A 25873-nucleotide genomic window follows, 5' to 3' on the forward strand; every position below is an offset into this window, starting at 1 on the left:
CACAGGCAGCGGTCGAGGGCAGCGCTGCCTTCAGTCGTTCGAGACGACTCGCGTGACCCAGACGGCGTCGGTCGCGGCGGGCCCGAGCGCGGTCGCGGCGCCGGCAGGATCCACCACCTCGAGGGCACCGGAGAAAGGTGCGCCCTCACGTACAGCCAGAACAGCACCGATCCCGATCCCCTGCGCGGCGAAGAACCGCAGCAGCTCGGGGTCAGCGTCGGAGATCCGCTCCACGCGCACGCGCTCGCCGGAGCGCACCGAGGACAGCAGGCACGCGTCGGGCGCGTCGAGCACCCCCTCGGCTGAGGGGATGGGGTCTCCGTGCGGGTCGCGCGTGGGGTGCCCGAGGCGCTCGTCGATGCGGTCGATCATGAGGTCGGACACGGCGTGCTCGAGCGTCTCGGCCTCGTCGTGCACCTGGTCCCATCGGTAGCCGAGCTCCTCGACGAGGAACGTCTCGATGAGCCGATGCCGCCGCACCATCGCGACCGCATGCCGCCGCCCGTCCTCGGTGAGCTCGACGGCGCCGTACGGCGTGTGCGTGAGGAGCCCCTGCTCGGCGAGGCGGCGCACCGCGTCGGAGACGCTCGACATCCGCACCCCGACCTTCGCGGCGAGCGCTGACGCGGTCACGGGCTCATCGGTCCATTCCTGAAGCCCCCAGACCGCCTTGAGGTAGTTCTGGGCGCTCGCGGAGAGCTCGGAGACCGACACGGCGTCAGGTTACCAACCGCGCCCGCGGCGCCCGGAGGGGACGCCGCGGCCAGCGGTGGATGGAGAGGCTCAGGACGATGCGATGGTCGCCTTGGCGGCGCGTCCCAGGCAGCAGTCGGTGGGGCACACGTCCTGCCACGGGCCGAGCTCGGTGAGGGCCTCGCGCGAGCGCGGGGTCCCGCCGGGAGCGACGTGACGCTCCTCGACCAGGTCGATCAGCCCCGACACGAACGCGGGGTCCACGCCGACGGTCGGCACGCGCACCATGGCGAGCCCGCGCTCGTCGCACGTCTCCTGCGCCTCGTTGTCGAGGTCCCAGATGACCTCCATGTGGTCGGACACGAAGCCCAGCGGCGACACGACGAGGCCGGTCACGTCCGCCGGCAGCGCCTCGATGGCGTCGTTGATGTCGGGCTCGAGCCACGGCACGCGCGGGTCGCCGGAGCGCGACTGGTACACGAGCGACGAGGCGACGCCGGGGAACTCGTCGGCCAGGCGGTCCATGACGAGCGCTGCGACGGCGCGCTGCTGCTCGGCGTACCAGCCGCCGCCCGCGTACCACTCGTTCTCGCCGCCGACCTCGACGGGCTCGCCGGACGGGAGCGCCTCGCGCGGGCCCGAGACGGACGCCGCGGCAGTCGGGATGGAGTGCGTCGCGAACATGACGTGGACGTTGTCGCCCTTGCCCGCGGCCGTGAGCGACCGCAGCCCCTCGCGCACGGCGGTGACGTTGGGCTCGACGAAGCCGGGGTGGTCGAAGTACTGACGCACCTTGTCGAGCACGAGCTCGCCCTCGAACCCGGTCTCCGCGAGCGCGGTCGCGAGGTCCTCGCGGTAGGCGCGGCAGCCCGAGTACGAGGAGAACGCCGTGGTCACCAGCACCAGGACGCGGCGGTGCCCATCGGCGTGCAGCTCCTTGAGCGCGTCGGTGAAGTAGGGCGCCCAGAAGCGGTTGCCCCAGTAGACGGGAAGGTCGAGTCCGCGCGCGGCGATCTCACCCTCGAGCGCGGCCTTGAGCTCGCGGTTCTGCTCGTTGATGGGGCTGATGCCGCCGAAGTGCCGGTAGTGGTGCGACACCTCCTCGAGGCGCTCGTCGGGGATGCCGCGGCCGCGCGTGACGTTGCGCAGGTACGGGATGACGTCGTCCTGCCCCTCGGGGCCGCCGAAGCCGGCGAGCAGGATGCAGTCGTACGTCGTCGCGTCGAGGACGCGGGACGATGCGGCGAGCGGAGGAAGGGACGATGCGGGGGTCACGGTGTCGGTCATGAGGCGAGCACCTCGACGGCCTCGGCGGTGGTCACCTTGCGGCCGGTGTAGAACGGCACCTCCTCGCGCACGTGGCGACGGGCCTCCGTGTAGCGCAGCTCCCTCATCATGTCGACAAGGTCGGTGACCTCGTCGGCCTCCATGGGCAGGAGCCACTCGTAGTCGCCGAGCGCGAAGGCGGCGACGGTGTTGGCGACGACGCCCTTGAACGCGGCTCCCTTCATGCCGTGGTCGCGCAGCATCGCGGAGCGCTCCTCCTCGGGCAGCAGGTACCACTCGTACGAGCGGACGAAGGGGTAGACGGTGAGCCAGTCGCGGGCGCGCTCGCCGCGCAGGAAGCCCGGGACGTGGGCACGGTTGAACTCGGCGGCGCGGTGCACTCCGGCCGCGGACCACGTGAGGGTGGTGCCGGCGAGCAGCTCGGTCGCGTGCAGCTCGCGCAGCGCGAGCTGCAGGTCCTCGAGCCTGGGTCCGTGGAGCCACAGCATCACGGTGCCGTCGGCGCGCAGGCCCGACACGTCGTAGATGCCGCGCAGGACCACGTCGTGCTCGGCGAGCTCGCTCACGGCCATGTCGAAGTGCTCGACGACCTCGGCCAACTCCTCATCGGGAGCGTCCAGCAGGCCGTCCAGGACGGAGAACAGGGTGAAGCCTTCGGGCTGATCGGTCATGCCGACATCCTCTCTTACGAATGACTCAAAACAAAATCTTCGGACGCGATCGCGGCGAGGCCCGTGAGCCCCGCGGCCGATCCCACGAGGGACAGCCCCTCGCCCACCTCGACCACGGGACCGTCCGCCGGCGCGGAGTCCGGCCAGGCGACCACCGCGGAGGCGCGCAGCCGCTCCGGCGTCAGGTGAACGTCCAGGAGCCGCGAAGCATCCCGGAGCGCGGCCCGCACGAGGGATCCCTCCTGGGCGACGGGGCCGTCGCGGTCGAGGTCGCGGATGGCGCGGGCGTCGTACGACAGCCGGACGATGTGGCGGTCGCGGGCGCGCTCGGCGAGCCACGCCCACTTGGCGGTCGCGTGCGTGAGTGCCTTGGCGCGCGTGACTCCGTCGACCGCGAGCACGCCGGTGCCGCGAGGTGCGCCGGCGAGCTCGGGAGCGTCGAGGACGAGCGTGACGAGCACGGCCTGGCCGGGCTCGCGGGGCTCTCGCGCGGGATCGACGTCCGGCAGCAGCCGCACCACGGCGGCCTGCGGCACGGCCATCACGACCTCGCCGGCGGCGAGCGGCGCCTGGCCCGCGACGGTGACCGTCCACCCGCCGTCGTCCGAGCGTCGCGCCGACTCCACGGCGGCGCCGGTGCGGATCACGCCGCCGAGGGAACGCACCTCGCGAGCGAGCGCCTCGGTGAGGGTGGCCACCCCGCCGACGAGCCCTCGCACCGCCGAGCCCGCGGGAGACGCGGCACGCCTCGCGGTCGCGAGCGCGACCAGCCCTCCGTGGCGCACCATCCCCGCGCCGGTGCCGGGGCCCAGCGCCGCGAACGGCAGTTCGTCGAGCGGCCGTGAGTAGATCCCCTTGACGACCGGCTCGACGAGGCGCGAGGTCGCGCGTCGGCCGAGCCGATGGCGGAAGACCTCGCCCGCGGTGGCGTCCGGCCCGGGGTCGGCGACGGGGAGGAGCCGCTCCCACCACACCCGCAGCGCGCCGAGGATCCCGATCGCCTCGACCACGTCCGGGGCGAAGGGGTGCACGGGGATCCCCATCCAGCCTGCGCGCGGCAGCGGGTAGGCCCGCGTCGGGCCGACGACCCACGCGGGCGAGGGCAGCGGCGCGACGATGCCGTCGCGCAGCCCGAGCTCGGTGAGGAGCCTCTCGACGTCGCCGTCGCGCACCGCGAACGACTCCGCGCCCGCGTCGAGCGCGAGGCCGTCGAGCTCGAGCCGGGAGACCCTGCCGCCTGTCCGCTCCGCGGCCTCGAGGACGGTCACCGAGGCACCCGCCCGCAGCAGCCTGCGCGCGGCCAGCAGCCCGGCCGGCCCGCCGCCGACCACGATGACGGTGCGACCTCGCGAGTGCGTCGACGCCGGCGGCACCGGGGTCGACTGCGCGTCAGGCTCGGCCCGCTCTCCCCTGCTCATCGTCATGCTCGCCCGCGGTCATCCATGCTCGTGGACGTAGTCGACGACGCGCTGCGCCGCAGCCGGGTCGGTGTGCGGAGGCATGCCGTGGCCCAGGTTGGCCACGTGGCCGCGCGCAACCGCGCCGCGTGTGAGCACGTCCTGGACGTGCGCCTCGAGGACGTCGGCGGGGGCGGCGAGCAGCGCGGGGTTGATGTTCCCCTGGAGCGCGAGGTCGGGGATGATCCCGGCGGCCTCGTCGAGCGGGGTCCGGTAGTCGACCCCGACCGCGGTCGCTCCCGCCTGGGCGAGCGCGGGCAGCAGGTGCCCGGCCGCTGTCGCGAAGTGGATCCGGGGCACGCCGAGCTCGGCGACCGACTGGAGGGCGCGTGCGGAGCCGCCGGCGCAGTGCTCCTGGTAGTCACGCTCGGACAGCGCACCCGCCCACGAATCGAAGAGCTGCACCGCGGAGGCGCCGGCGAGCACCTGCGCGCGCAGGAACCGGCCCGCGAGCGCGGCGGTCCAGTCGACGAGCGCCTCCCACGCGTCGGGGTCGGCATACATGAGCTCGCGCGCGGCGAGGTGGTCGCGCGAGGGACGCCCCTCGACCATGTAGGCGGCGAGCGTGAAGGGCGCGCCGGCGAAGCCGATCAGCGGGGTCGCCTTGAGCTCTCCGACCGTGATCTCGACGGCCCGCCTGACGGGCTCGAGCGCAGCATCGAACGTGCCGCCGTCACCCTCCATACCGAGGTCGGGCAGCGCCTCCACGTCGGCGAGCGTCCGGATCGGCGCTCCGAACACCGGGCCGACTCCCGGCGCGATGTCGACGTCCACGCCCGCGGCCTTGAGCGGCACCACGATGTCCGAGTAGAAGATGCCGGCGTCGACCCCGTACCGGCGCACGGGCTGCAGGGTGATCTCCGCGGCGAGCTCGGGCGTGAAGCAGGCCTCGAGCATCGTCGAGCCGACGCGCGCGGCGCGGTACTCGGGCAGCGAGCGCCCCGCCTGGCGCATGAACCACACGGGACGATGCGAGGGCTCGCGCCCCTGGAGGGCGGCGATGAGGGGGGCGTCGGCGGTCGTCCCGTTCGCGAACGGATGGCCGGCGGGCAGCGTCGTCGGGGTCATGCCTCGATTCTGCCCCGTCACGGCGTGTCTCTTCACCCCGAGAGTCACGGTCTCGATTGTGGTAACGATGAAGGCTGCGCCTCCAAGGGCCGCGAGCACGCCTGCGTTGGCGCCATGTCACAATGGAGCGTCATGTTGATGTCCCTCGTGGCCAGTCACCGCAACCGCGATCTCGCGCTCCTCGAGCAGCTCAGCCTCGGGGCGAAGAGCATCGCGGGCCTCGCGGAGGACGGCCGGTCCCCCGTCTCAGGCGCCGTCGTGCTGCCCACCTGCAACCGTTTCGAGGTCTACCTCGAGACGGACGACGCCGAAGCCGCGCGCGGCGAGGTCGTCGCGACCCTCGCCGCCGCCTCGGGCCTTGCCGAGGATGTCGTGGCCGACGCGCTCCTCACCTATGAGGACGACGACGCGGCCCAGCACCTCATGTCCGTCACCGCCGGCCTGGAGTCCATGGTGGTCGGCGAGCGCGAGATCTCAGGTCAGGTCCGCCGCGCTCACATCGAGGCCCAGCAGCGGCACCACATCTCCGCGCGCCTCGACCGCCTGTTCCAGTCCGCGCTGCGCACCTCCCGCGCCGTCGCGTCGACCACGGGAGTCGGCACGTCGGGCCGATCGGTCGTCTCCGTCGCGCTCGACCTCGCCGACGAGTCGGTCGAATGGCCCGGAGCCCGCACGCTCATCATCGGCACGGGCGCCCTCGCCGAGTCGGGCGTCGCGACGCTCCGCGCGCGCGGCGCCGTCATCGCGGGCGTGTTCTCCCCGTCGGGCCGCGGCCCGGTCTTCGGCGAGCGCCAGGGCATCCCTGTCGTGCAGGCGGACGCGCTCGCCTCAGCGGTGCGCGAGGCGGACGTGATCTATGCATGCTCGGGAGGCGAGAGCATCGTCCTCACGCCCGCTCTGGTGTCCAGCGCGCGCGCCACCGCGCGCCACCCCCTCACGATCGTGGACCTGGCCCTGCACCGCGACGTGGCCCCGGGAGTCGAGGACCTGCGCGACGTCACGGTGGTCAACCTCGAGACCGTGGGCCGCCATGCCCCCGGCGAGTCCGTCGAGGCGCTCGAGGCGGCACGTTCGATCGTCGCCCACGCGGTCGCGCGCCTCGAGGTCGGGGAGACCGAGCGGGCCGTCGACCCCGCGATCGTCGCGCTGCGCGAGCACGTGTTCGGCCTGCTCGAGCGGGAGCTGGCCCGAATCCGGCCCACCGCGGGCGCGGACGCCGAGGCCATCGCGAGGGCCGAGCTCGCGGAGCAGTCGTTGCGGCGCTTCGCGAAGACGCTCCTCCACACGCCGACGGTCAGGGCGCGCGAGCTCGCGCGCGCCGGCGAGGCGGACCGCTACCTCGGCGCGATCCACACGCTGTACGGGATCGACATCGCCGTGCCCGCTGACGCGTGCCCGGTGCCCGGCATCGTCGACCAGGACACCGACCCCTCCTTGTAGGACCACCCCTCCCACAGCGCAGTCGCCGTCCGGCCCGCGCGCTGCACCGCCGCTCCGCGCACCCCCGGGCCGGGCATATTTGACAACACTCACGTTGCATTAATTCCCCTGGCTGGGCTAGGTTAGGCGAGCCTCACCGACGCCACGAACGCCTCGCCCCCAGCCCAAGGAGCCCCATGCGCACGCGTGCCCTGATCGCGATCGCCGCCGCGATCGTGCTGGTCGCCGCGGTCGCGCTGTCGCTCGCGGTCGGATCACGCGCGATCGACCTCGGCACCGTCTGGCAGTCGCTCACGTCGTACGACCCCGACTCCCCCGAGCAGGCGATCGTCCGCGAGCTGCGCGTCTCCCGCACCCTCATCGGGATCCTCGCGGGCGCGGCCCTCGGCGTCGCGGGCGCGCTCATGCAGTCGCTCACGCGCAACCCCTTCGCCGATCCAGGGCTGCTCGGCATCAACGCGGGCGCGTCGCTCGCCGTCGTCATCGCGCTGTCCACCGGAATCGCCACGACCTTCGGCGCCCAGGTGTGGGTCGCCTTCGCGGGCGCGGGACTCGCGGCGGTCGTCGTCTACGCGATAGGAGCGCGCGGCGCCGCCGCAGGCGCCCCCGTGCGCCTCGCGCTGGCCGGCGTCGCCTTCACCGCGCTCGTGTCCTCGGTGACGTACGCGGTGCTGCTCGTCAACGACGAGACCCTCGAGCAGTACCGGCTGTGGGTCGCCGGCTCACTCACCGGCCGCCAGAACCACGACCTGTCCGCGCTCGCGTGGATCGTGCTCGTCTCGCTCGCGGCAGGGCTGCTCGCCTCGCGTCAGCTCCAGGCGATCGCGTTGGGCGAGGACGCCGCACGCGCGCTCGGCGTGCGCATCGGCGCGACCCGCACCCTCGTCATCGTGATCGTCACGCTGCTCGCCGGTGCCGCGACCGCCGCGGCCGGCCCCATCGTCTTCGTCGGCCTCGCCGTGCCGCACCTCGCGCGCGCGCTGGTCGGGGCCTCGCTGCCTTGGCTGCTCGTGGTGAGCGCGCTCGGCGGAGCCGCGCTCGTGCTCGTGTGCGATGTGCTCGGACGCATCGTCGCCTACCCGGGCGAGATCGGGGTCGGCATCACCACCGCATTCCTCGGCGGCATCATCTTCGCGGTCATGGCGCGGCGCATGAAGGTGGTGGAGCTGTGAGGATCCTCCGTCTCGGCCCGCTCGGCATCTCGACGCACCGGCGCACCTTCGCGGTCGGGCTCGCGCTCGCCGCGGTCCTGTTCGGCCTGCTCATCGTCGCGCTCACCGCAGGCAAGGCCGACATCTCGATCCTCGACGGCCTCAAGGCGTCGATCGGCATCTCGGTGGGCTCGCCCGGCGACTTCATCGTCGGCCAGGTGCGCGCGCCCCGCGCGTTCACGGCGATCCTCGTCGGCGCGATGCTCGGGCTGTCCGGCGCGATCCTCCAGTCCCTCACCCGCAACCCGCTCGCCTCGCCCGACTTCATCGGCATCAGCATGGGCGCGGGCACGGGAGCGGTGCTCACGATCTGGCTCATCGGCGCGAGCTCGCTGTGGGTGACGGCCGCGGGCGCGGTCGTCGGAGCCCTCACCATCTCCGCGCTGATCCTCGCGCTGTCGTGGAGGCGCGGCATCGTCCCCCTGCGCCTCATCCTCGCGGGCATCGCCATGGGCTTCGTCGCGAACGCCACCACGCAGTACCTGCTCACCCGCATGGACGTGCACGACGCGGGCAACGCGCTCGGCTGGCTCGTCGGCTCCGTGACCGGGCGCACGTGGACGCACGTCGCCGTCGCCGGCGCGGTCCTCGCGGTGCTGCTGCCGATCGTGCTGTGGCACGCCCGCGCGCTGCGCACCCTCGAGATGGGCGACGACACAGCGAAGGCCCTCGGCATCCACGTCGGGCGCTCGCGAGGGATCCTCGCGGTGTGCTCGGTGCTGCTCGCCGCCGGAGCCGTGGCCGTCACCGGCCCGATCGGGTTCATCGCGCTCGTCGCCCCCGCGCTCGCGCTGCGCCTCACCCGCAACGCGGGCGTCACCCTCATCCCGTCCGCGCTCATGGGCGCCGTGCTCCTGCTCGCCGCCGACCAGGTCGCGCAGCAGATGCCCGACACCCTGCAGCTTCCCGTCGGCATCTTCACCGCCGCCGTCGGCGCGCCGTACCTGCTGTGGCTCGTGGCGCGCTCATCACGAGGAGGTCAGTCATGACAAGGCTCGAGACCCAAGGCGCCGTGATCGGCTACGGCGGCCCGCCCATCGTCCACGGCGTCGACGTCGAGATCCCCGACGGCCAGATCACCGCGATCATCGGCCCCAACGGCTGCGGCAAGTCGACCCTGCTGCGCGCGCTCGTGCGGCTGCTGACGCCCAGCGACGGCACCGTGCTGCTCGACGGCGAGGACATCCACCGCGTCCCCACGCGCGAGGTCGCGAGGCGAGTCGGGCTGCTCCCGCAGTCGCCCCTCGCCCCCGCAGGGATCACCGTCAAGGAGCTCGTCGCGCGCGGGCGCACCCCGCACCAGAAGGTGTTGCGGCCGTGGAGCGCGGCCGACGAGACGGCCGTGATGTCCGCCCTGCACTCGACAGGGCTGACGAGCATCCAGGACGCCGTCGTCGATGAGCTCTCGGGAGGCCAGCGGCAGCGCGCGTGGATCGCGATGGCGCTCGCGCAGGACACACCGCTGATGATCCTCGACGAACCCACCACCTACCTCGACATCGCACACCAGTACGAGGTGATGGACCTCCTGCATCGGCTCAACGATCGCCAGGAGCGCACGATCGTCATGGTCGTGCACGACCTCCACCAGGCCGCGCGCTACGCGCACCACGTCATCGCGATGTCCGAGGGCAGGGTCGCCGCGAGCGGTCCCGCCGCCGAGGTCCTCACCGCCGAGACCGTCGGCGACGTCTTCGGGCTCGAGGTGCGCGTCATCCCCGATCCCGTCACCGGCACGCCCGTGATCGTCCCCGCGCACGCGCCCGGCGGCCGCGCCGACACCTGAACGTCACCCCTACCCGGAACCCCTACGAAAGGAACACCATGAAGACCACCACCCGCCGCCTCGCCGCGGCAGCGATGGCGGCCTCGGCGGCCGCCCTCATGGCCGCGTGCTCGTCGACCGAGAGCCCAGAGGCGTCCTCCACCGCGTCCGCAGACGCGAGCGCCTCCGCCGACGCCGTCGCGGACGCGTTCCCCGTCACCGTCGACACCGTGATGGGCGAGGTGACCGTCGAGTCCGAGCCTCAGCGCGTCGTGACCCTCGGCTCGCACGAGCACGAGTACCTCTACGCGCTCGGCGTCGCGCCCGTCGCGGTGCCCGTGAGCTGGCAGGGCTACGACTACGGCACGGGCCCCTGGGCCATCGCCGACATGGAGGCGGCGGGCGCAGAGCCCGAGACCTTCGAGCCCGGATCGACCACCTACGACGCCGAGCTCATCGCGTCGTACGAGCCCGACCTCATCATCGCGACCTACCCGAACCACACGATGACGCAGGAGGAGTACGACCTGCTGTCGCAGATCGCGCCCGTCATCACGCGCCCCGCGACCGACTCCGAGGGCAACGAGACCGTCGAGTGGGGCGTCACGCTCGCCGACGAGCTCACCGAGCTCGCCGCCGTGACCGGCACGTCGGACAAGGCCGAGACGATCCTCGCCGACATCGACGCCGCGTACGCCGAGGTCCGCGACGCCCACCCCGAGTGGGAGGGCCTCACCTCGCAGGTCGGCGGCTACTACGAGGGCCAGGCGTTCGTGTACGCCGCGTCCGACACCCGCAACCAGTTCCTCGCGAACCTCGGCCTCGACGTCGCGTCGATCGACGGCACGTCCGATGCGTGGATGCAGATCAGCGCCGAGCAGCTCGACACCGTCCTGGGCGACCTCGACTCGATCGTGTGGCAGGTCGCGACCACGGAGGGCTCGCAGGAGGCGCTCGAGGCGCTGCCGCTGTTCGACTCGCTCAACACGACCGCGGTCGGCGGCAACCTGTGGCAGACCGACTCGATCCTCGAGGGCGCGTTCTTCGCGAACTCGCCGTCGTCCGTCATGTACTCGCTCGACGCGTTCGTGCCGATGCTCGAGGAGGCGCTCGACGGCGACCCCGCCACGGAGATCGAGCCGTTCGTGTCCGACGCGGCGTAGCCCGCAGGGCATGACCCCAGCCCCCGTCGCCCTCGTGGCGGCGGGGGCTCTCGCGTTCCCGCGCCTCCCCACACCCGTCCCGCCCCAATCGCCCCCTCACTCGCGGTTGTGGACACTCATGGTCGTTCTGGCGCCTCCAATGCGTCCTGGTGGACGCTCATTGTCGTTTTCGCGGCCCCACCCGGCACGGCCTACGCTGACTGCGTGCCCCGCATCGCCCCCGTTCCACTCGCCTCATCGCGGCTCATCCTGGAGCCGCTGACCGCCGCCCACGCGACCGAGATGGCGGTCGCCCTCGCGGACCCCGCGCTCTACGAGTTCACGGGCGGCGAGCCGCCGACCGTCGACGCGCTGACCGCGCGCTACGCGCGGCTCGAGTCCCGCACCTCCCCCGACGGCAGCGAGGCCTGGCTCAACTGGGCGGTCCGGACCATGGACGATGCTGAGCTGGCCGGGTATGTCCAGGCGACGGTCGCATCGTCCGGGCTGGAGGCCGATGTGGCATGGGTGGTCGCGACGACGCATCAGGGCCGAGGGCTCGCGACGGAGGCCGCACGGACGATGCTGGACTGGCTCAGCGAGCAGGGCGTCACTCGCGTGAGCGCCTGGATTCATCCCGAGCATCGGGCGTCGGCCGGGGTCGCGAGACGGCTCGGGTTCGCGGCCACCTCGGAGCGCGCCGACGGCGAGATCAGGTGGGTACGGGGCTCGTCCGAGGCATGAAACGACAATGAGCGCCCACCGGGACGCGCGCGAGGCGCGACAACGACAATGAGCGCCCACGGGCGCGCGCGGGTTGTCGAGGAGCGGCGTACCCGGACAGAAAACCGGGGGCCGGCCGGCTCGCGCCGACCGACCCCCGTCCGTCCCACCCCCGGCTGAGGGTTCGGGGGCGAGGTCTAAAGGTCGAGCCGCTCGAGCATGTCGGTGACGAGCGCCGCGACCGCCGAGCGCTCGGAGCGCTCGAGCGTGACGTGGGCGAACAGCGGGTGGCCCTTGAGCGCCTCGATCACAGCCGCGATTCCATCATGACGGCCGACGCGGAGGTTGTCGCGCTGGGCGACGTCGTGCGTGAGGACCACGCGCGAGTCCTGACCGATGCGGCTGAGCATCGTGAGCAGCACGTTGCGCTCGAGCGACTGGGCCTCATCGACGATCACGAACGCGTCGTGCAGCGAGCGGCCGCGGATGTGGGTGAGCGGGAGCACCTCGAGCATGCCGCGCGCCATGACCTCCTCGACCACCTCCGAGGACACCATCGCTCCGAGCGTGTCGAACACCGCCTGCGCCCAAGGGTTCATCTTCTCGCCCGCATCGCCGGGCAGGTAGCCGAGGTCCTGGCCGCCGACCGCGTACAGCGGGCGGAACACCATGATCTTCTTGTGCTGGCGGCGCTCCATGACGGCCTCGAGGCCCGCGCACAGCGCGAGGGCGCTCTTGCCGGTGCCCGCGCGGCCACCCATCGACACGATGCCGACGGAGTCGTCGAGCAGGAGGTCGATCGCGACGCGCTGCTCGGCGCTGCGGCCGTGCACCCCGAAGACCTCGAGGTCCCCGCGGACCAGCCGCACCGTGCCCTCGTCGGTCACGCGCCCGAGCGCGCTGCCCCGCGGCGAGTGGATCACGAGCCCGGTGTGGACCGGGAGGGACTTGATGTCCTCGCCGCAGTCCGCGGTGGGCGGCGCGTCGAGCCGCTCGGACTCCCACAGGGCGCCCATCTGGTCGTCGGTGATCTGGATCTCGCGCATGCCGGTCCAGCCGGAGTCGACGGCGAGCTCGGCGCGGTACTCCTCGGCCTCGATGCCGAGCGCCGACGCCTTGACGCGCATCGGCAGGTCCTTCGAGACGACGACCACGTGGTGGCCCTCGGCGCTCAGGTTCGCGGCGACGGCGAGGATGCGGGTGTCGTTGTCCCCGAGCCGGAAGCCGCTCGGCAGCACCTCCTGGTCGGTGTGGTTGAGCTCGACCCGGAGGGAGCCACCCTCCTCGTTGATCGGCACGGGCTTGTCGAGGGTGCCGTGCTTGACGCGTTGCTCATCCAGCATCCTGAGGGCCGACCGCGCGAAGTACCCCAGCTCAGGGTGGTGCCGCTTCGCCTCCAGCTCCGTGATGACGACCACCGGGAGCACGACGTCGTGCTCCGCGAAGCGACGCATCGCGCGCGGGTCCGACAGCAGGACCGACGTGTCGAGCACATACGTGCGCAGGGCGACAGCGTCCTCGGTCGAGGCGTCGGTGAGGGGGGTGGTGCGGGGCGTGGTGGCGGTCACAGGGGCTCCCAGCGTTCAGGCCGCAGGGCGCCGAACGCCCTGAGGCGTTCGTTAGTCGGGCACCGGGTCGGTGCGTCGAGTGTGTGGTACCACGCTTCGAAACTACGCCGGTGTGATACGCCTCGGGAATGGCGACACGCCACAATTCACATCACCGTAACCTGGGCGCCCGGACGATGCGGCGGTCGGGTCCCCTACTTGCCGAGCCGACGCTCGCGCAGCGCGTAGTCGCGCAGCGCGCGCAGGAAGTCGACCCGACGGAACGCGGGCCAGTAGACCTCGCAGAAGTAGAACTCGGTATGCGCGCTCTGCCACATGAGGAAGCCCGACAGTCGCTGCTCGCCCGACGTGCGGATCACGAGGTCGGGGTCGGGCTGACCCTTGGTGTAGAGGTGACCCTCGATGTGGTCGACCTTGAGCCGGTCCGCGGCATCGGCGAGCGTGAGCCCCTCCTCGTCGCATTCGCGCAGGTAGGAGCGCACGGCGTCGGTGATCTCGTGGCGGCCGCCGTAGCCGACCGCGACGTTGACGTGCACCCCTGTCGCGTCGGCGGTGCGCTCGACCGCCGCGGCGATCCGCTTCGCGGACGCGGCGGGCAGCAGGCTCGCGTCACCGACGTGACGCAGCCGCCAGCGGCCATCGCTCGCGAGGTTCTCCACCGCGGAGCAGATGATCTCGAGCAGCGGCTCGAGCTCCTTCGGGTCGCGATCCAGGTTGTCGGTGGAGAGCAGCCAGAGCGTCACGACCTCGACGCCGGCCTCCTGCGACCACTCGAGCACCTCGGTGATCTTGTCGGCGCCCTTCTGGTGACCGTGCGCTGCGGGCGCTCCGATGGTCTTGGCCCACCGCCTGTTGCCGTCGAGGATGACGCCGATGTGCCGGGGCAGGGTCGCGCCGCGCAACTCGGCGCCCAGCTGCCGCTCGTACAGGCCGTAGAGCAGGCTCCGCAGACCCATGCCCGTCCTTTCCAGGAGTGGAATGCGCCCACGGGCGCGAGACCAGGGTAACCCTGGCGACTAACCTACGTTACCGTAGGGTCATGGATGAGAACCTGCCCACGATCGGCAAGCCGATGATGCGCGGCTGGCTCCACCTGGGCGCAGCGCCGCTGGCCTACTTCGCGGGCATGGCCCTCGTCGTGGCAGCGCCGACGCTCGCCGCGAGGGCGTCGACCGCGGTCTTCACCACCACCGCCGTCATGCTGTTCGGCACGTCGGCCGTGTATCACCGCGGCAACTGGTCCCCCAAGGCTCAGGCCGTGCTGCGCCGCATGGACCACGCCAACATCTTCCTGATCATCGCCGGCACCTACACGCCGCTCACGGTGATCCTGCTGTCCGGCCCGACCCGCGTCTGGGTGCTCGCGATCATCTGGACGGGCGCCGTCATCGGCCTGCTGTCGCGCATCCTGTGGCTCGGCGCCCCGCGATGGGTCTACGTGCCCGTGTACATCGCCATGGGCTGGGTCGCGATCGGCTTCATCGGCCCGTTCTACGAGGCCGGAGGCGCCGCAGTCGTGTGGCTGATCGTCGCGGGAGGCCTCTGCTACACCGTCGGCGCCGTCATCTACGGCTTCAAGTGGCCCGGCAAGTCGGCCCGCTACTTCGGCTTCCACGAGATCTTCCACGCGCTCACGATCGCGGGCTTCATCTGCCACTACATCGCCGTGGCGCTCGCGATCTACTACGACGCGGGCTGATCCCCAGGACCGGCCTCGTCGCCGGCGCCGTCAGCGCCGGGCTCAACCTGCCGCATCGTCCCGTCGCCGCCCGCCTGGGCGGCTCCCGGCTCGCGCAGATCCGACGACGTGGACGATGCACCCCTCACCTTGCGCAGGTGCTTGGCCAGGGAGCGGAACAGCAGCACGCCGGCGACGGCGAGCGCGAACGTGAAGACGAAGGCCAGGAAGCCTGGCCCGCCGGTGAAATCGGTCACGGGGACATTCCTTTCGTTGAGGACAATCCTGCCGTATCCCCGGCCGTGAACTATCGTGCCCACCATGGAAGACGCCGCACAGCCCGCCGGAGCACGCTCCTCCGCCGACGATGACGGCGCGCTGCCCCGCCTCAGCCCGCGCACCTGGTTGTGGGTGGGGTCCGGGCTCGCCGCCGCCGTGCTCGCGGTGGGCGCCTACGCGATGCTCGCCGCGAAGAGCGAGACCGTGCGCTTCCAGGACGTCGGCTACCTCGTCGAGAGCCCCCAGCTCACCACGGCCGAGTTCGACGTGTTCTTCTACGACGAGGGCGTCGCGAGCTGCACCGTGCGCGCGCTCAACACCGCCTACGCCGAGGTCGGCGTGACCACCGTGGACGTCGACTCGGCCGACGGGGACCGCCAGCGTGTCGGCGTCGAGATCGCGACGACGGAGGAGGCGGTGACCGCGACCGTCCAGGGCTGCACCTTCGCGCCCGCCGACGCGGGCTGACCCGCGCTTTCGCGTTCGCCGTCACGCACTTGATAGCCTAGGCAGTCACCACAAGGAGGATCAACGTGACCGAGACGACCGGAACCTGGCTGACCCAGGAGGCCTACGACCGCCTGCAGGCCGAGTACGACCACCTCGTCAACGTCGGCCGGGTGGAGATCGCCAAGGAGATCGACGAGCGCCGCCAGGAGGGCGACCTCAAGGAGAACGGCGGCTACCACGCCGCGCGCGAGGAGCAGGCGAAGCAGGAGGCTCGCATCGAGCAGCTCCGCGGCATCCTGCGCACCGCGACCGTCGGCGAGGCGATCGCGGACGCCGGCGTCCAGTCCGGCACCGTGGTCGTGGCCGAGGTGATGGGCCGCGAGATGAAGTTCCTCGTCGGCTCGCGCGAGGTCGCAGGCGGCACGGACCTCGACGTCTTCTCCGCCCAGTCCCCGCTCGGCTCCGCCCTCATGGGCAAGCACGCCGGCGAGGAGACCTCGTACACCGCGCCCAACGGCAAGGAGATCCCCGTCAAGGTCATCTCCACGGAGCCGTTCGCCGGCTGATCCGCACGCTCTTCGCGAAGGCCCCTGCGCTCGGCGCGGGGGCCTTCGTCGTGCGCGGCCCTCTGCTCTCGTCGCCGCTACCGCGAGAGGTAGGTCTCGCCCGGCTCCATGTCATCGAGAAGGTCCGGGATGGTCACGAGCGTGTAGCCCTGCGCGAGGAGCTTGTCGATGATCTTCGCGTAGGCGTCGCGCGTGGACTCGTGGATGTCGTGCGACAGGACGATCGCCCCAGGGTGAGCGTCCTTCACGACCCGCTTCGTCACCTTGCCCGCATCGCGAACCTTCCAGTCGGCGGGGTCGACGTCCCAGAGGATCTGGGCGAGGCCCTCGTCCTCCGCGACGGCGGCGACCCGCGGTCCCGTCGCGCCGTACGGGGGCCTCAGCACGGTCGGCCGCACCCCGGTGATCTGCTCGATGCGGTCGCTCGTGCGGGTGATCTCGCGCGCGAGCTGCTTGTCGGACAGGTCCGTGAGATCGGCGTGGCTCCACGAGTGGTTGCCGACCGCGTGACCCTCGGCGACCATGCGCTTCACGATGTCGGGATGCTGCGAGGCGTTCTTGCCCACCACGAAGAACGTCGCCTTGGCCCCGCGCTCGGCCAGGACGTCGAGCAGCTCCGCGGTGCCGTCGACCGGGCCGTCGTCGAAGGTCAGCGCGAGGCACTTCTCGACGGAGCAGTCGGTGTCGGTGGTGGTGGCGGCCTCAGACTTGGCGCCCTCAGACTTGGCGCCCTCGGAGTTCGCATCCTCAGACTCGGCCGTGCCGGACACGACGTTGGAGACGAGCTCGGCGTCCGCATCGTCCATGGTCTCGGCCGTGGGCATGGACGGCGCATAGCCGACGAGCGTGCCGGTGAAGTCCTGGATCGCCGGGATCCTCGGCTTCTGCGCGGAGGCGAGTCGCACGGCGTCGCGCAGCGTGGCCCCCGAGAGATCCACGATCACGCTCTCGACGCCCGTGGAGGCCTCGATCGCTCTCACGGAGACCGCTGCGGCCTGCGCCGGCGCGGCCGCGACCTCGTCGCCGCCGAGCACGAGACACCCGGTGAGAAGAGCCCCCGCGAGGGTCGCTGCAGCGACCTTCGAGACCCTCTCCACCGCCACCTCATGCTCCTCTCCTGCGCGCGCCAGACGGACTATGAGACCACATGAGGCAGTCCCCTGCCAAAGCGGTGGAACGGTAGGAAATCGGGGCACCCTCCACACCTGCGACGATGCGCACGGACGGTGCCCGGCGAGGCTACGAACCGCGGGTGAGGAGCACCGCCGTCTCCGCATGTGTCGTGTGCGGGAACATGTCCATCACGCGGATCTCCACGGGCCGCAGGCGCGGCATCGCGGCCAGGTCGCGCGCGAGCGATCCGGGGTGGCAGCTCGAGTACACGACGGTGCGCGCGTCGGAGCGGTCGAGCCACGCCGCGAGCGCGGGCCCGATACCGCGGCGGGGCGGGTTGACGACGACGAGCTCGGGCGCGCGCTGCGCGGCGAGCGCGAAGCTCGTCGCGTCGGCGGCCAGGAAACGTGCCTCGGCGGCCCCCGGCACGCCAGCGGCCGCGAGCTCGTCGCGGGTGAGGGACGCGGACGCGATCGCCTGCTCCGACACCTCGACGCCGAGCACGTCGCGCCCGGGTGCGAGCGCCTGGAGAGCGAAGCCCCCGACGCCGCAGTACAGGTCCCACACGTCGACGGGCGAGGCCTCGTCGATCCAGCCGCGCGCCTGCCTGTACAGCTCGAGCGCCACCCCGGTGTTGGTCTGGAAGAAGCTCTGCGGACGCAGGTGCAGCGTCAGGTCGTCCAGGCGCATCGGCAGCGACTCCTGCTCGGTCAGCAGGATCTCCCTCTCGCCCTCCACGACGGCCTTGTGCTCGGGCAGGACGTTGAGGGAGGCGACCGCGAGCGTCGGGAGCTGCTCGCGGAGCCACGGCAGGTGCTTGCGAAGCCGCGCGAGCGCCTCGGTGGACCGCATGACGAAGCGGACCATGAGCTCGCCGTCGGGCGAGACGGTGAGGATGACGTTCTTGAGCTCGCCGCGCCGCGTCGCGAGGTCGTAGGGCTCGAGAGCGGCCCTCGTCACGAACGCGGCCACTGGCGCGAAGGCCGACGCGAGCTCCTCGGGGTACAGGCCGCAGCCCTGGAGGTCGACTCCCGATCCCGCCGCGTCCAGGATGCCGAGGGTGGGTGCGGCGGTCGTGCCTCCGACGACCATCTTGGCCTTGGTCCGGAACCCCGCCTCGGGGCTCGCGACCGGCGGCAGCCAGCGCGCGCCGTCGGCCGTGACGCCCAAGGCGCGGCGCACCGCATCGTCCTTGTCGACGAGCTGACGGGCGTATGGGGTCTCGAGCAGCGCGCACGAGCGGCACACGCCCGCATCGAAGTAGTCGCACTGCACGCCAGCGAGTCTAGGCGCGCTTGTCGGTCCCCTCAGCGTCGGACGCGTCAGCGTCCGTGCCTGCCGCGTCGGCGCCAGCGGCATGCATGCCTTCCGCGTCCGCCGGCCGGTGGATCGGGATCTGGTCCTCGGTGGGAGGCGCGAGGTCCTCGCGCAGGACGCCGTCGCCCTCATCCTCGTCGTGACGGTTCCGCACGCGGATCTGCCCGGTGTGGACGACGCGCTGGATCGCCTCGACCGACTTGTGCGCCAGCTCGGGAATCTGATCGGACAGCGGTGGAGGCTCGGGCGCGGGGCGGAACTCCTTGTGCAGGCCGCGCGCGAAGGCCGTGATGAAGGCGACGATCGGCACCGCGATGATCGCGCCGACGAGCCCCAGCAGCAGCGTGCCGAACGACACGGTGAGCAGGATCACGAGCGGGTGCAGCGAGGAGACCTTGCCGAAGAGCAGCGGGTACAGCACGTTGCCCTCGATCTGCTGCACGAGCAGCACGACGACGAGCATCGCGACGGCCGTGTTGAGGCCGCCGTCGACGAGCGCGACGAGCACGGCGATGAAGCCGGACAGCGTCGCGCCGAGCATCGGGATGAAGGAGAACAGGAACACGAGGATCGCGATGGGGAACGCGAGCGGCACGCCCAAGAAGTACGCGCCCGCGCCGATACCGACCGCGTCGACGAAGGCGACGAACACCGTGGTCTGTGTATAGCGGCGCAACGTGTGCCACGCGTTGTGCCCCGCGCGGTCGATCTGGGAGGAGGTCGAGTCGGGCATCATGCCGATCGCCCAGCCCCACATGACCGCGCCGTCACGAAGGAAGAAGAACAGCGTGAGCAGGGCGATCACCGAACCGGCCGCGAGGCCGCCGATCGTGCCGGTGAAGGACAGCGCACCCGAGGCGATGCCTGCCCAGTTGCCCTGCAGGAGCGTGACCAGGCTGTCCTGGAACTCCTTGAGCTGGTCCGCGCCCACGTGAAGCGGTCCGTCGGAGAGCCACACGATGAGCTCGTTGAAGCCCTCGACCGCCGCGACGCTGAGGCTGTCGAAACCCGCGACGATCTCCGCGCCGGCGACGGTCATGAGTCCGATCACGACGAGGATGAGAAGCACGATGGCGAGTGCGGCGCCGATGCCACGGTGGATGCGCCAGCGAGCGAGCCAGTCGACGAACAGGCCCAGCGGGGCGGCAATGAACAGGGCGATGATGACCGGGACCACGATCGTCGAGACGGTTGTGAACAGCGATCCGAGGGCGAAGAGCAGGATGCACAGCACGATGAGCCGCCAGCCCCACGCAGCGGTGACGCGCAGCCACAGCGGGACCATGTCGGCCTCGCGGCGCCTGTGCGCGGCCGAGGCCCCGGGGTCGGTCCCAGACGGCTGGTCATCGGTCATAGGCTGAGACTATCGGCGCGGTCCGACACGGTCACGGCGGCGCGCACACCCCAGGGAACAGTCATCTCCTGGGATCAGGCACATCCACGGAACAGACACCCCCCGGGCATTGTTGTGCCGGTGGGAAGGAGCATCATGTTCGGACTCGACAAGACCACGATGATCACCGCGGACCAGGCGCTGCCCGGTCGCGACACGGAGCTGGAGGTCGCGCCGACGCACGTCGTGCTCGGCACTGCGCTCAAGGGGCCCTGGCCCGAGGGGATGAAGGTCCTCTACGTGGGCATGGGCTGCTTCTGGGGCTCGGAGCGGATCTTCTGGCAGCTCGACGGCGTCCACGCGACCGCGGTCGGCTACATGGGCGGCTGGACTAGGAACCCGACCTACGAGGAGACCTGTACCGCGAAGACCGGCCACTTCGAGGCCGTGCAGGTGGTCTACGACCCCGCTGCCGTGTCGCTCGACACGCTGCTCGCCGCGTTCTGGGAGAACCACGACCCCACGACCCCGAACCGTCAGGGCGGCGACATCGGCACGCAGTACCGGTCCGCGATCCTCGCGACCGAGCCGGAACAGCTCGAGGCCGCCCTCGCCTCGCGGGACCGCTACCAGGCGCGCCTGACCGAGCAGGGCTACGGCCCGATCTCGACGCAGATCGGGATGGCGGCCGAGGCCGGCGACGGCGTCTTCTACTACGCCGAGGACTACCACCAGGGCTACCTGCACAAGAACCCCGGCGGCTACTGCAACCACGGGTTCTGCCAGGTCTCCTTCGCCTGAGGCGACCCCAGCATCGTCCCGTTCCCGTCCTCCCGCTGACAGTTTGAACCAATCTCAGATCGACACGCCGTCGATTCGTGCCTAGGCCCGATACTCACCGGGGTGTCGAGTTGCTGATTGGTTCGAACTGTCGGCTTGGCATGCACTGCGCACGGATCCGAACCCGACACCCCGGCTACACGCTGCTGAGGAGGCCGACACGCTGGCGCGCCGCGTGGGAATCCGTGCGGAGCGCGTGGATCGGGACGCAGACGATGCGGCGGCCGGGTCCACGCCTACAGGGACGATGCGGCGGCCAGGGACGATGCTGAGGCTGACTACGACGACGGGCCCGCGGCAGATGCCGCGGGCCCGTCGTCGTCAGTGGACGCTCGCCGGTCGAGCCGGCGGTGGCGTCAGCGCTGGTTGAAGATCGCGATGATGCGCAGGATCTCGGTGTACAGCCACACGAGGGTGACGAGGAGGCCGAACGCCCCCTTCCACTCCATGTGAGTCGGGGCGCCGGCCTTGACGCCGCGCTCGATGAAGTCGAAGTCCGCGATGAGCGACATGCAGGCGAGCAGCACCGCGACGGCGCCGATGATGACGCCGAGCGGGAGACCGAGGATCTCGACATCGCTGCGCATGCCCCACGCGCCACCTGACGAGCCGAAGATCATGTACCCGAGGTTCACGAGCGAGAACACCAGGTACGAGACCATTCCGATCATCATGATCTTCTGGAACTTGGGCGTGTAGCGCACCTTGCCCGAGCGGTACAGCGCGAGCGTCACGCCGAGCGTGATGCCCGTCGCGAGGAGCGCCTGCAGGCCTGCACCGGGGACGTTGAAATAGACCTCGATGAAGTGGGTGAACGCACCGAGGAAGGCACCCTCGAGCACCGCGTAGATCAGCGTCAGCGGCGCGGAGCCCTTGGACTTGAAGGCCGCGATCATCGCGACCACGAAGCCACCGATCGCGGCGCCCATCATGGGCAGGTACATCGTCTCGATCGGCGCGAGGTACGTCGCGGCGGCGGCGAGACCCAGGACGATCAGCGACCCGAAGGTCTTGGTGATGGTGCCCTCGTACGACATCCGGCCGATCGCGGCGGGCTGCGCGGCGGGCAGGTCGAAGGTCGCCTGAAGCTGCTCTGCCTCGGCGGCGCCCTGGCGCTGGAGCGCCTCGGGCGTGAAGTCCTTGGACTGGGTGAAGAAGGGATTGGCCACGGGGAACCTCCTGGCTCAGTCGGTGTGCAGCACGAGTCTAGGCGGCGGATCGCCCCTGATGCACTCGTCCGTGAGAACGATTCGCCCGGGCGGTCCGCTCCGCACGGGCTCGGCGGCGGGCCCCTCACCGCCCCCGCGCGCCGACACGCACCGGCCCGAATCCCACACGATCCTTCGCGAAAGCCACACAATCAAATCTTTGTTTCTCTTGCTTTGTGCCCGTTTTCATGTTTCCATGATCACGTCAGAGCAGTTCTCGAACTGCGATTCACAGGCATCAGCCCAGATCACCTGCAGGAGAGGACGACGACGTCCATGTACGCAGCGGAGCGCCAGCAGCGCATCCTCGCCGAGGCCCGCCGGGAAGGCAGGGTCGAGGTCTCCGCGCTCTCCGAGCTCCTCGGGGTGACGTCCGAGACCGTCCGCCGAGACCTCACCGCCCTCGAGACCCGCGGCGCAGTGCGCCGCGTCCACGGCGGCGCGATCCCCGTCGAGCGCCTCGAGCTCGAGCCCTCCCTCGCGACCCGCACCGCGCGCAACGCCGAGGTCAAGCGACGCGTCGCGGCCCGCGTGCTGGAGGAGCTGCCTCCTGGCGGCACGATCCTCCTCGACGCCGGCTCCACGACGCAGATCCTCGTCTCGCTCCTGCCGCCCGACGCCGACTTCACCATCATCACGAACTCGATCCCCGCCGCCGCGCTCCTGTCGACGATGCCTCGCATCACGCTCCTCATCACCGGCGGCCGCGTCCGCGGGGTCACCGGCGCCGCCGTCGGCCCCTGGACCACCGACGCGCTCGGTGGGCTCGTCGTCGATGTCGCCGTGCTCGGCACCAACGGACTGTCGGTCGCGCGCGGGCTCACCACGCCCGACCAGGTGGAGGCGAAGGCCAAGCGGGGCATGGTCGAGGCCGCGCGCCGCGTGATCGTCGCGACGGACTCCTCGAAGGCGGGCGACGACCATCTCCACCGCTTCGCGTCGCTCGACGAGGTGGACCTCATCGTGACCGACGACGCCCTTCCCGACGAGGTGGCTGCCGAGCTGCGCGCCGCCGGACCCCAGGTGGTGACCGCATGATCGTGACCCTCACCCCGAATCCGAGCGTGGACCACGCGCTCGTGATCGGCTCCCTCGAGCGCGGCGACGTGCTGCGCGCCTCCGACGCCCGCCTCGACGCGGGCGGCAAGGGCGTCAACGTCTCCCGCGCCCTCGCGGCCAACGGCGCCGACACGATCGCCGTCGTCCCCGTGGGAGGACACCAGGGCCACCTGCTCGCCGACCTGCTCGGCGAGACCGGCGTGACGCATCGTCCCGTTCCGATCTCCGGCGCGATCCGCATGAACGTGTCCGTCCTCGAGCCCGACGGGACCACGACCAAGCTCAACGAGCCCGGCCCGGTCCTCAGCCCCGCGGAGACCGACGCGATGGTGTCCGAGACGCTCGAGGCCGCCGCCGGCGCCGCGTGGCTCGCCGTGTGCGGCAGCCTCCCCCCTGGCGTCGGCACCGACGTGTACGCGCGGCTCCGCGAGGGCGCGAAGGCGCGCGGCGTGCGTTTCGTCGTCGACTCGTCCGGCGCCCCGTTCGTGGCCGCGGTCGCGACCACGCCTGATCTCATCAAGCCCAACCACGAGGAGCTCGCCGAGCTAGTCGGGCACCCGCTGCCCACCCTTCGCGACGTCCGCGACGCCGCGAAGGACCTCGTATCCGAGGGGATCGCGACGGTCGCCGTGAGCCTGGGAGGCGATGGTGCGCTCCTGGTCACGGACGACGAGGTGGCGCACGCGAGCGCGACCGTCACCACCCCTCTCTCGACTGTAGGAGCCGGCGACTGCATGCTCGCCGGCCTCCTCCATGGCCTCGCCTCCGGACTGTCCGGCGCCGAGGCGCTCATCGGTGCCGTCGCCTGGGGCTCCGCCGCGGTGGCCCTTCCCGGCACCTCGGTCCCCACCCCGGACGACGTCCGGCGCATCACCCCCGTCCTCTCCACAGAAATCCCGCTCAGCATGGTGCTGAGCGCTTGACGACCCCCTGAAGGGAGCCATCATGTCTCTGATCACCGTCGATCAGGTCCTGCTCGACCTCGAGGCACCGGACCGCGCCGCAGCGACGCGCGCGCTCGCCCAGACGCTCGCGGATGCAGGCCGCTGCACCGATATCGACGTCTTCCTCGCCGACGTCACGAAGCGCGAGGAGACGATGCCGACCGGGCTTCCCGGCGGCATCGCGATCCCCCACGCGCGCTCGGCCGGCATCGCCGAGCCGTCGCTCGCGTTCGGACGCGTCGACGGCCTCGACTGGGGTGCACCGGACGGACCCGCGAAGCTCGTGTTCCTCATCGCGGCGCCCGAGGGCGGCTCCGACGCGCACATGCAGGTGCTGCCCGCGCTCGCTCGCGCGCTCATGAAGAGCGAGTTCACGGAGGGCCTCGCGGCCGCGACGACCGAGGCTGAGGTCGTCGCGCTCGTGGAGGCGGAGATCGGCGACGTCGTCCCGGCCGCCGACTCCGCCCCCGAGGCCGCCGCCGAGCCTGCGCCCGAGGCGGCCAAGGGCCTCACCCTGGTCGGCGTGACGTCGTGCCCCACCGGCATCGCGCACACCTACATGGCCGCCGAGGCGCTCGAGCGCGCGGCCGCCGAGGCGGGTCACACCATCACGGTCGAGACTCAGGGCTCTGTCGGCTCCAAGACGATCCCCGCCGACGTCATCGCGTCCGCGGACGCCGTGATCTTCGCGCACGACGTGGAGGTCAAGGGCCGCGAGCGCTTCGCGGGCAAGCCCACGGTGGACGTCGGCGTGAAGAAGGCGATCTCCGACGGGCCGCTGCTCGTCGAGCAGGCCGTCGCGATGGCCGCCGACTGGGCCGCCGACCCGAGCAAGGCCGCGGCCGCTGCGTCCGCCACCGGCGCATCGTCCGGCGGCCTGACCTCCAAGGTCGAGGACGACGCCCACTGGGGCGTCAAGCTGCGCCAGTGGCTGATGACCGGCGTGAGTTACATGATCCCGTTCGTCGCCGCGGGCGGAATCCTCATCGCGATCGCGTTCATGCTGTCCCAGATCTCGCTGGGCGACAACGGCCCGATCGAGATCACGAACTACAGCCTCACCGCCGACGGCGACTACAACATCGCCCAGAACTTCGACGTGCTGTCCCTCACCTCGTGGGCCGCTCTCTTCTTCGTCATCGGAGGCGCCGCGTTCGGGTTCCTCGTGCCGATCCTGTCGGGCTTCATCGCCTTCGCGATCGCCGACCGACCCGGCCTGGTGCCCGGCATCGTCGGCGGCGCGATCGCCTCGACGATGGGCGCCGGCTTCCTCGGCGGCATCGTGACCGGTCTGCTCGGCGGCTTCATCGCGAAGTGGATCGCGTCGTGGAAGGTGCACGCGGGCGTCCGTGGCGTCATGCCCGTCGTCGTGATCCCGCTGCTGTCGACGCTGATCACCGCGGGCCTGTTCATCACGCTGCTCGGCAACCCGATCGCATCCCTGACCGACGGCCTCAACAACTGGCTCACGACCCTGTCGGGCGGATCCGCATTCGTGCTCGGCCTCGTGCTCGGCGCGATGATGGGCTTCGACCTCGGCGGCCCCGTGAACAAGGTCGCGTACTTCTTCGCCACGGCGGGCCTGTCCGCCGCGGGCACCGCGGCCGACGCCCCGCAGCTCAAGATCATGGCGGCCGTGATGGCCGCGGGCATGGTCGCCCCGCTCGCGATGGCCCTCGCCACCGTCATCCGCCCGAAGCTCTTCTCCGAGCCCGAGCGTGAGAACGGCAAGGCGGCCTGGCTGCTCGGCGCCTCGTTCATCTCGGAGGGCGCGATCCCGTTCGCGGCCGCCGACCCGATCCGCGTCATGGCGTCGTCCGTCGTCGGCTCCGCCCTGACCGGCGGCCTGGTGATGGTCTTCGGCGCCACGCTCCGCGCCCCGCACGGAGGCATCTGGGTGCTGCCGCTCATCGGCAACTTCCTGTGGTTCCTCCTCGCGCTCGCCGCGGGTGTCGTCGTCACGGCGCTGCTCGTGGTCCTCCTCAAGTCCCGCGACCGCAGCCTCGCCGAGGTCGACGCGGTGGCCACCGTCTAGAACACCACCCCCGAAAGGACAGCATC

At 71.4% G+C, this 25873-nt stretch carries 25 protein-coding genes; 13 read left to right on the forward strand and 12 right to left on the reverse strand.

All coding sequences use genetic code 11. The features are described from left to right. Positions 1 to 30 precede the first annotated feature (30 nt). From AOP78_RS09170 to hemE, 5 genes are all read right to left on the reverse strand, one after another. The gene (locus AOP78_RS09170; protein ID WP_062203502.1) at positions 31 to 714 is read right to left on the reverse strand and encodes a metal-dependent transcriptional regulator; all 684 of its coding nucleotides are present in this window, start codon (positions 712 to 714) and stop codon (positions 31 to 33) included. Positions 715 to 783: 69 nt separating this feature from the next. Continuing rightward, complete coding sequence (locus AOP78_RS09175; RefSeq protein ID WP_062203504.1) at positions 784 to 1980, reverse strand: ferrochelatase; 1197 nt, start codon at positions 1978 to 1980, stop codon at positions 784 to 786. After that, positions 1977 to 2651, reverse strand: coding sequence for a hydrogen peroxide-dependent heme synthase (gene hemQ, locus AOP78_RS09180; RefSeq protein WP_062203506.1), 675 nt, complete (start codon positions 2649 to 2651; stop codon positions 1977 to 1979). Before hemQ ends, AOP78_RS09175 begins: the two co-directional genes overlap by 4 nt. Positions 2652 to 2665: 14 nt before the next feature. Then, positions 2666 to 4075 carry a protoporphyrinogen/coproporphyrinogen oxidase gene (locus AOP78_RS09185; protein WP_062203508.1) on the reverse strand — a complete coding sequence of 470 codons (1410 nt, stop codon included), beginning with the start codon at positions 4073 to 4075 and terminating at the stop codon, positions 2666 to 2668. 12 nt (positions 4076 to 4087) lie between these two features. Continuing rightward, positions 4088 to 5176 carry a uroporphyrinogen decarboxylase gene (gene hemE / locus AOP78_RS09190; RefSeq protein ID WP_062203510.1) on the reverse strand — a complete coding sequence of 363 codons (1089 nt, stop codon included), beginning with the start codon at positions 5174 to 5176 and terminating at the stop codon, positions 4088 to 4090. 132 nt (positions 5177 to 5308) lie between these two features. On the opposite strand from hemE, the gene AOP78_RS09195 reads away from it, so the two are divergent. The 6 genes from AOP78_RS09195 to AOP78_RS09220 all read left to right on the forward strand — a co-directional run bounded on the left by AOP78_RS09195 (position 5309) and on the right by AOP78_RS09220 (position 11478). Further along, complete coding sequence (locus AOP78_RS09195; protein ID WP_062203512.1) at positions 5309 to 6616, forward strand: glutamyl-tRNA reductase; 1308 nt, start codon at positions 5309 to 5311, stop codon at positions 6614 to 6616. A gap of 176 nt (positions 6617 to 6792) precedes the next feature. Continuing rightward, complete coding sequence (locus AOP78_RS09200) at positions 6793 to 7788, forward strand: FecCD family ABC transporter permease (RefSeq protein WP_062203514.1); 996 nt, start codon at positions 6793 to 6795, stop codon at positions 7786 to 7788. After that, positions 7785 to 8816 (forward strand): FecCD family ABC transporter permease, encoded by a 1032-nt coding sequence (locus AOP78_RS09205; protein ID WP_062203516.1) that lies wholly within the window; start codon positions 7785 to 7787, stop codon positions 8814 to 8816. The genes AOP78_RS09200 and AOP78_RS09205 overlap by 4 nt, the downstream gene beginning before the upstream one ends. Continuing rightward, complete coding sequence (locus AOP78_RS09210) at positions 8813 to 9613, forward strand: ABC transporter ATP-binding protein (RefSeq protein ID WP_062203518.1); 801 nt, start codon at positions 8813 to 8815, stop codon at positions 9611 to 9613. Before AOP78_RS09205 ends, AOP78_RS09210 begins: the two co-directional genes overlap by 4 nt. A gap of 38 nt (positions 9614 to 9651) precedes the next feature. Continuing rightward, on the forward strand, positions 9652 to 10755 hold the full coding sequence (locus AOP78_RS09215) for an ABC transporter substrate-binding protein (RefSeq protein ID WP_062203520.1): 1104 nt from the start codon (positions 9652 to 9654) through the stop codon (positions 10753 to 10755). A 204-nt stretch (positions 10756 to 10959) separates the two neighbouring features. Beyond that, complete coding sequence (locus AOP78_RS09220) at positions 10960 to 11478, forward strand: GNAT family N-acetyltransferase (RefSeq protein ID WP_062203521.1); 519 nt, start codon at positions 10960 to 10962, stop codon at positions 11476 to 11478. Between the two features lie 176 nt (positions 11479 to 11654). Here AOP78_RS09220 and phoH2 read toward each other — a convergent pair whose 3' ends face one another. Together phoH2 and AOP78_RS09230 are read right to left on the reverse strand one after the other, a co-directional pair. Further along, entirely contained in the window at positions 11655 to 12911 is a 1257-nt protein-coding gene (gene phoH2, locus AOP78_RS09225) for an RNA 5'-3' helicase PhoH2 (protein WP_439645037.1), read from the reverse strand. Between the two features lie 308 nt (positions 12912 to 13219). After that, positions 13220 to 13981, reverse strand: a complete 762-nt coding sequence (locus AOP78_RS09230) for an isoprenyl transferase (protein ID WP_062203525.1) — start codon at positions 13979 to 13981, stop codon at positions 13220 to 13222. 83 nt (positions 13982 to 14064) lie between these two features. Between AOP78_RS09230 and trhA the strand changes: the two genes are divergently transcribed. Then, positions 14065 to 14724, forward strand: coding sequence for a PAQR family membrane homeostasis protein TrhA (gene trhA / locus AOP78_RS09235; protein WP_062203527.1), 660 nt, complete (start codon positions 14065 to 14067; stop codon positions 14722 to 14724). Here the strand turns inward: trhA and AOP78_RS09240 are convergent. After that, positions 14709 to 14960 carry a hypothetical protein gene (locus AOP78_RS09240; RefSeq protein ID WP_062203529.1) on the reverse strand — a complete coding sequence of 84 codons (252 nt, stop codon included), beginning with the start codon at positions 14958 to 14960 and terminating at the stop codon, positions 14709 to 14711. The genes trhA and AOP78_RS09240 overlap by 16 nt on opposite strands. Positions 14961 to 15024: 64 nt before the next feature. Here AOP78_RS09240 and AOP78_RS09245 point away from each other — a divergent pair, with 64 nt between their 5' ends. Both AOP78_RS09245 and greA read left to right on the forward strand, forming a co-directional pair. Beyond that, positions 15025 to 15450: a DUF4307 domain-containing protein gene (locus AOP78_RS09245; RefSeq protein WP_062203531.1), complete on the forward strand. Its 426-nt coding sequence runs from the start codon at positions 15025 to 15027 to the stop codon at positions 15448 to 15450. Between the two features lie 59 nt (positions 15451 to 15509). After that, entirely contained in the window at positions 15510 to 15998 is a 489-nt protein-coding gene (gene greA / locus AOP78_RS09250) for a transcription elongation factor GreA (RefSeq protein WP_062203533.1), read from the forward strand. A 77-nt stretch (positions 15999 to 16075) separates the two neighbouring features. On the opposite strand, the gene AOP78_RS09255 is transcribed toward greA, so the two are convergent. From AOP78_RS09255 to AOP78_RS09265, 3 genes are all read right to left on the reverse strand, one after another. Continuing rightward, positions 16076 to 17101, reverse strand: coding sequence for a polysaccharide deacetylase family protein (locus AOP78_RS09255; protein ID WP_062203534.1), 1026 nt, complete (start codon positions 17099 to 17101; stop codon positions 16076 to 16078). A 136-nt stretch (positions 17102 to 17237) separates the two neighbouring features. Continuing rightward, complete coding sequence (gene rlmC, locus AOP78_RS09260) at positions 17238 to 18386, reverse strand: 23S rRNA (uracil(747)-C(5))-methyltransferase RlmC (protein WP_062203536.1); 1149 nt, start codon at positions 18384 to 18386, stop codon at positions 17238 to 17240. 10 nt (positions 18387 to 18396) lie between these two features. After that, positions 18397 to 19782 carry an AI-2E family transporter gene (locus AOP78_RS09265; RefSeq protein ID WP_062203537.1) on the reverse strand — a complete coding sequence of 462 codons (1386 nt, stop codon included), beginning with the start codon at positions 19780 to 19782 and terminating at the stop codon, positions 18397 to 18399. A gap of 135 nt (positions 19783 to 19917) precedes the next feature. Between AOP78_RS09265 and msrA the strand changes: the two genes are divergently transcribed. Further along, complete coding sequence (msrA, locus tag AOP78_RS09270) at positions 19918 to 20562, forward strand: peptide-methionine (S)-S-oxide reductase MsrA (RefSeq protein WP_062203539.1); 645 nt, start codon at positions 19918 to 19920, stop codon at positions 20560 to 20562. Positions 20563 to 20957: 395 nt separating this feature from the next. Here the strand turns inward: msrA and AOP78_RS09275 are convergent, their stop codons facing one another. Beyond that, positions 20958 to 21770: a Bax inhibitor-1/YccA family protein gene (locus tag AOP78_RS09275; RefSeq protein ID WP_062203541.1), complete on the reverse strand. Its 813-nt coding sequence runs from the start codon at positions 21768 to 21770 to the stop codon at positions 20958 to 20960. 315 nt (positions 21771 to 22085) lie between these two features. Here AOP78_RS09275 and AOP78_RS09280 point away from each other — a divergent pair, with 315 nt between their 5' ends. Genes AOP78_RS09280 through AOP78_RS09290 form a run of 3 tightly spaced genes read left to right on the forward strand, consistent with a single transcriptional unit; the run spans position 22086 to position 25847 of the window. Continuing rightward, positions 22086 to 22847: a DeoR/GlpR family DNA-binding transcription regulator gene (locus AOP78_RS09280; protein ID WP_062203542.1), complete on the forward strand. Its 762-nt coding sequence runs from the start codon at positions 22086 to 22088 to the stop codon at positions 22845 to 22847. Then, positions 22844 to 23791, forward strand: a complete 948-nt coding sequence (gene pfkB, locus AOP78_RS09285; protein WP_062203545.1) for a 1-phosphofructokinase — start codon at positions 22844 to 22846, stop codon at positions 23789 to 23791. The genes AOP78_RS09280 and pfkB overlap by 4 nt, the downstream gene beginning before the upstream one ends. Positions 23792 to 23813: 22 nt before the next feature. Beyond that, positions 23814 to 25847 carry a PTS fructose transporter subunit IIABC gene (locus AOP78_RS09290; RefSeq protein ID WP_062203547.1) on the forward strand — a complete coding sequence of 678 codons (2034 nt, stop codon included), beginning with the start codon at positions 23814 to 23816 and terminating at the stop codon, positions 25845 to 25847. The last annotated feature ends 26 nt before the right edge of the window (positions 25848 to 25873 follow it).

The sequence above is a fragment of the Demequina salsinemoris genome (genome assembly GCF_000974805.1).
GTDB classification, from domain to species: domain Bacteria; phylum Actinomycetota; class Actinomycetes; order Actinomycetales; family Demequinaceae; genus Demequina; species Demequina salsinemoris.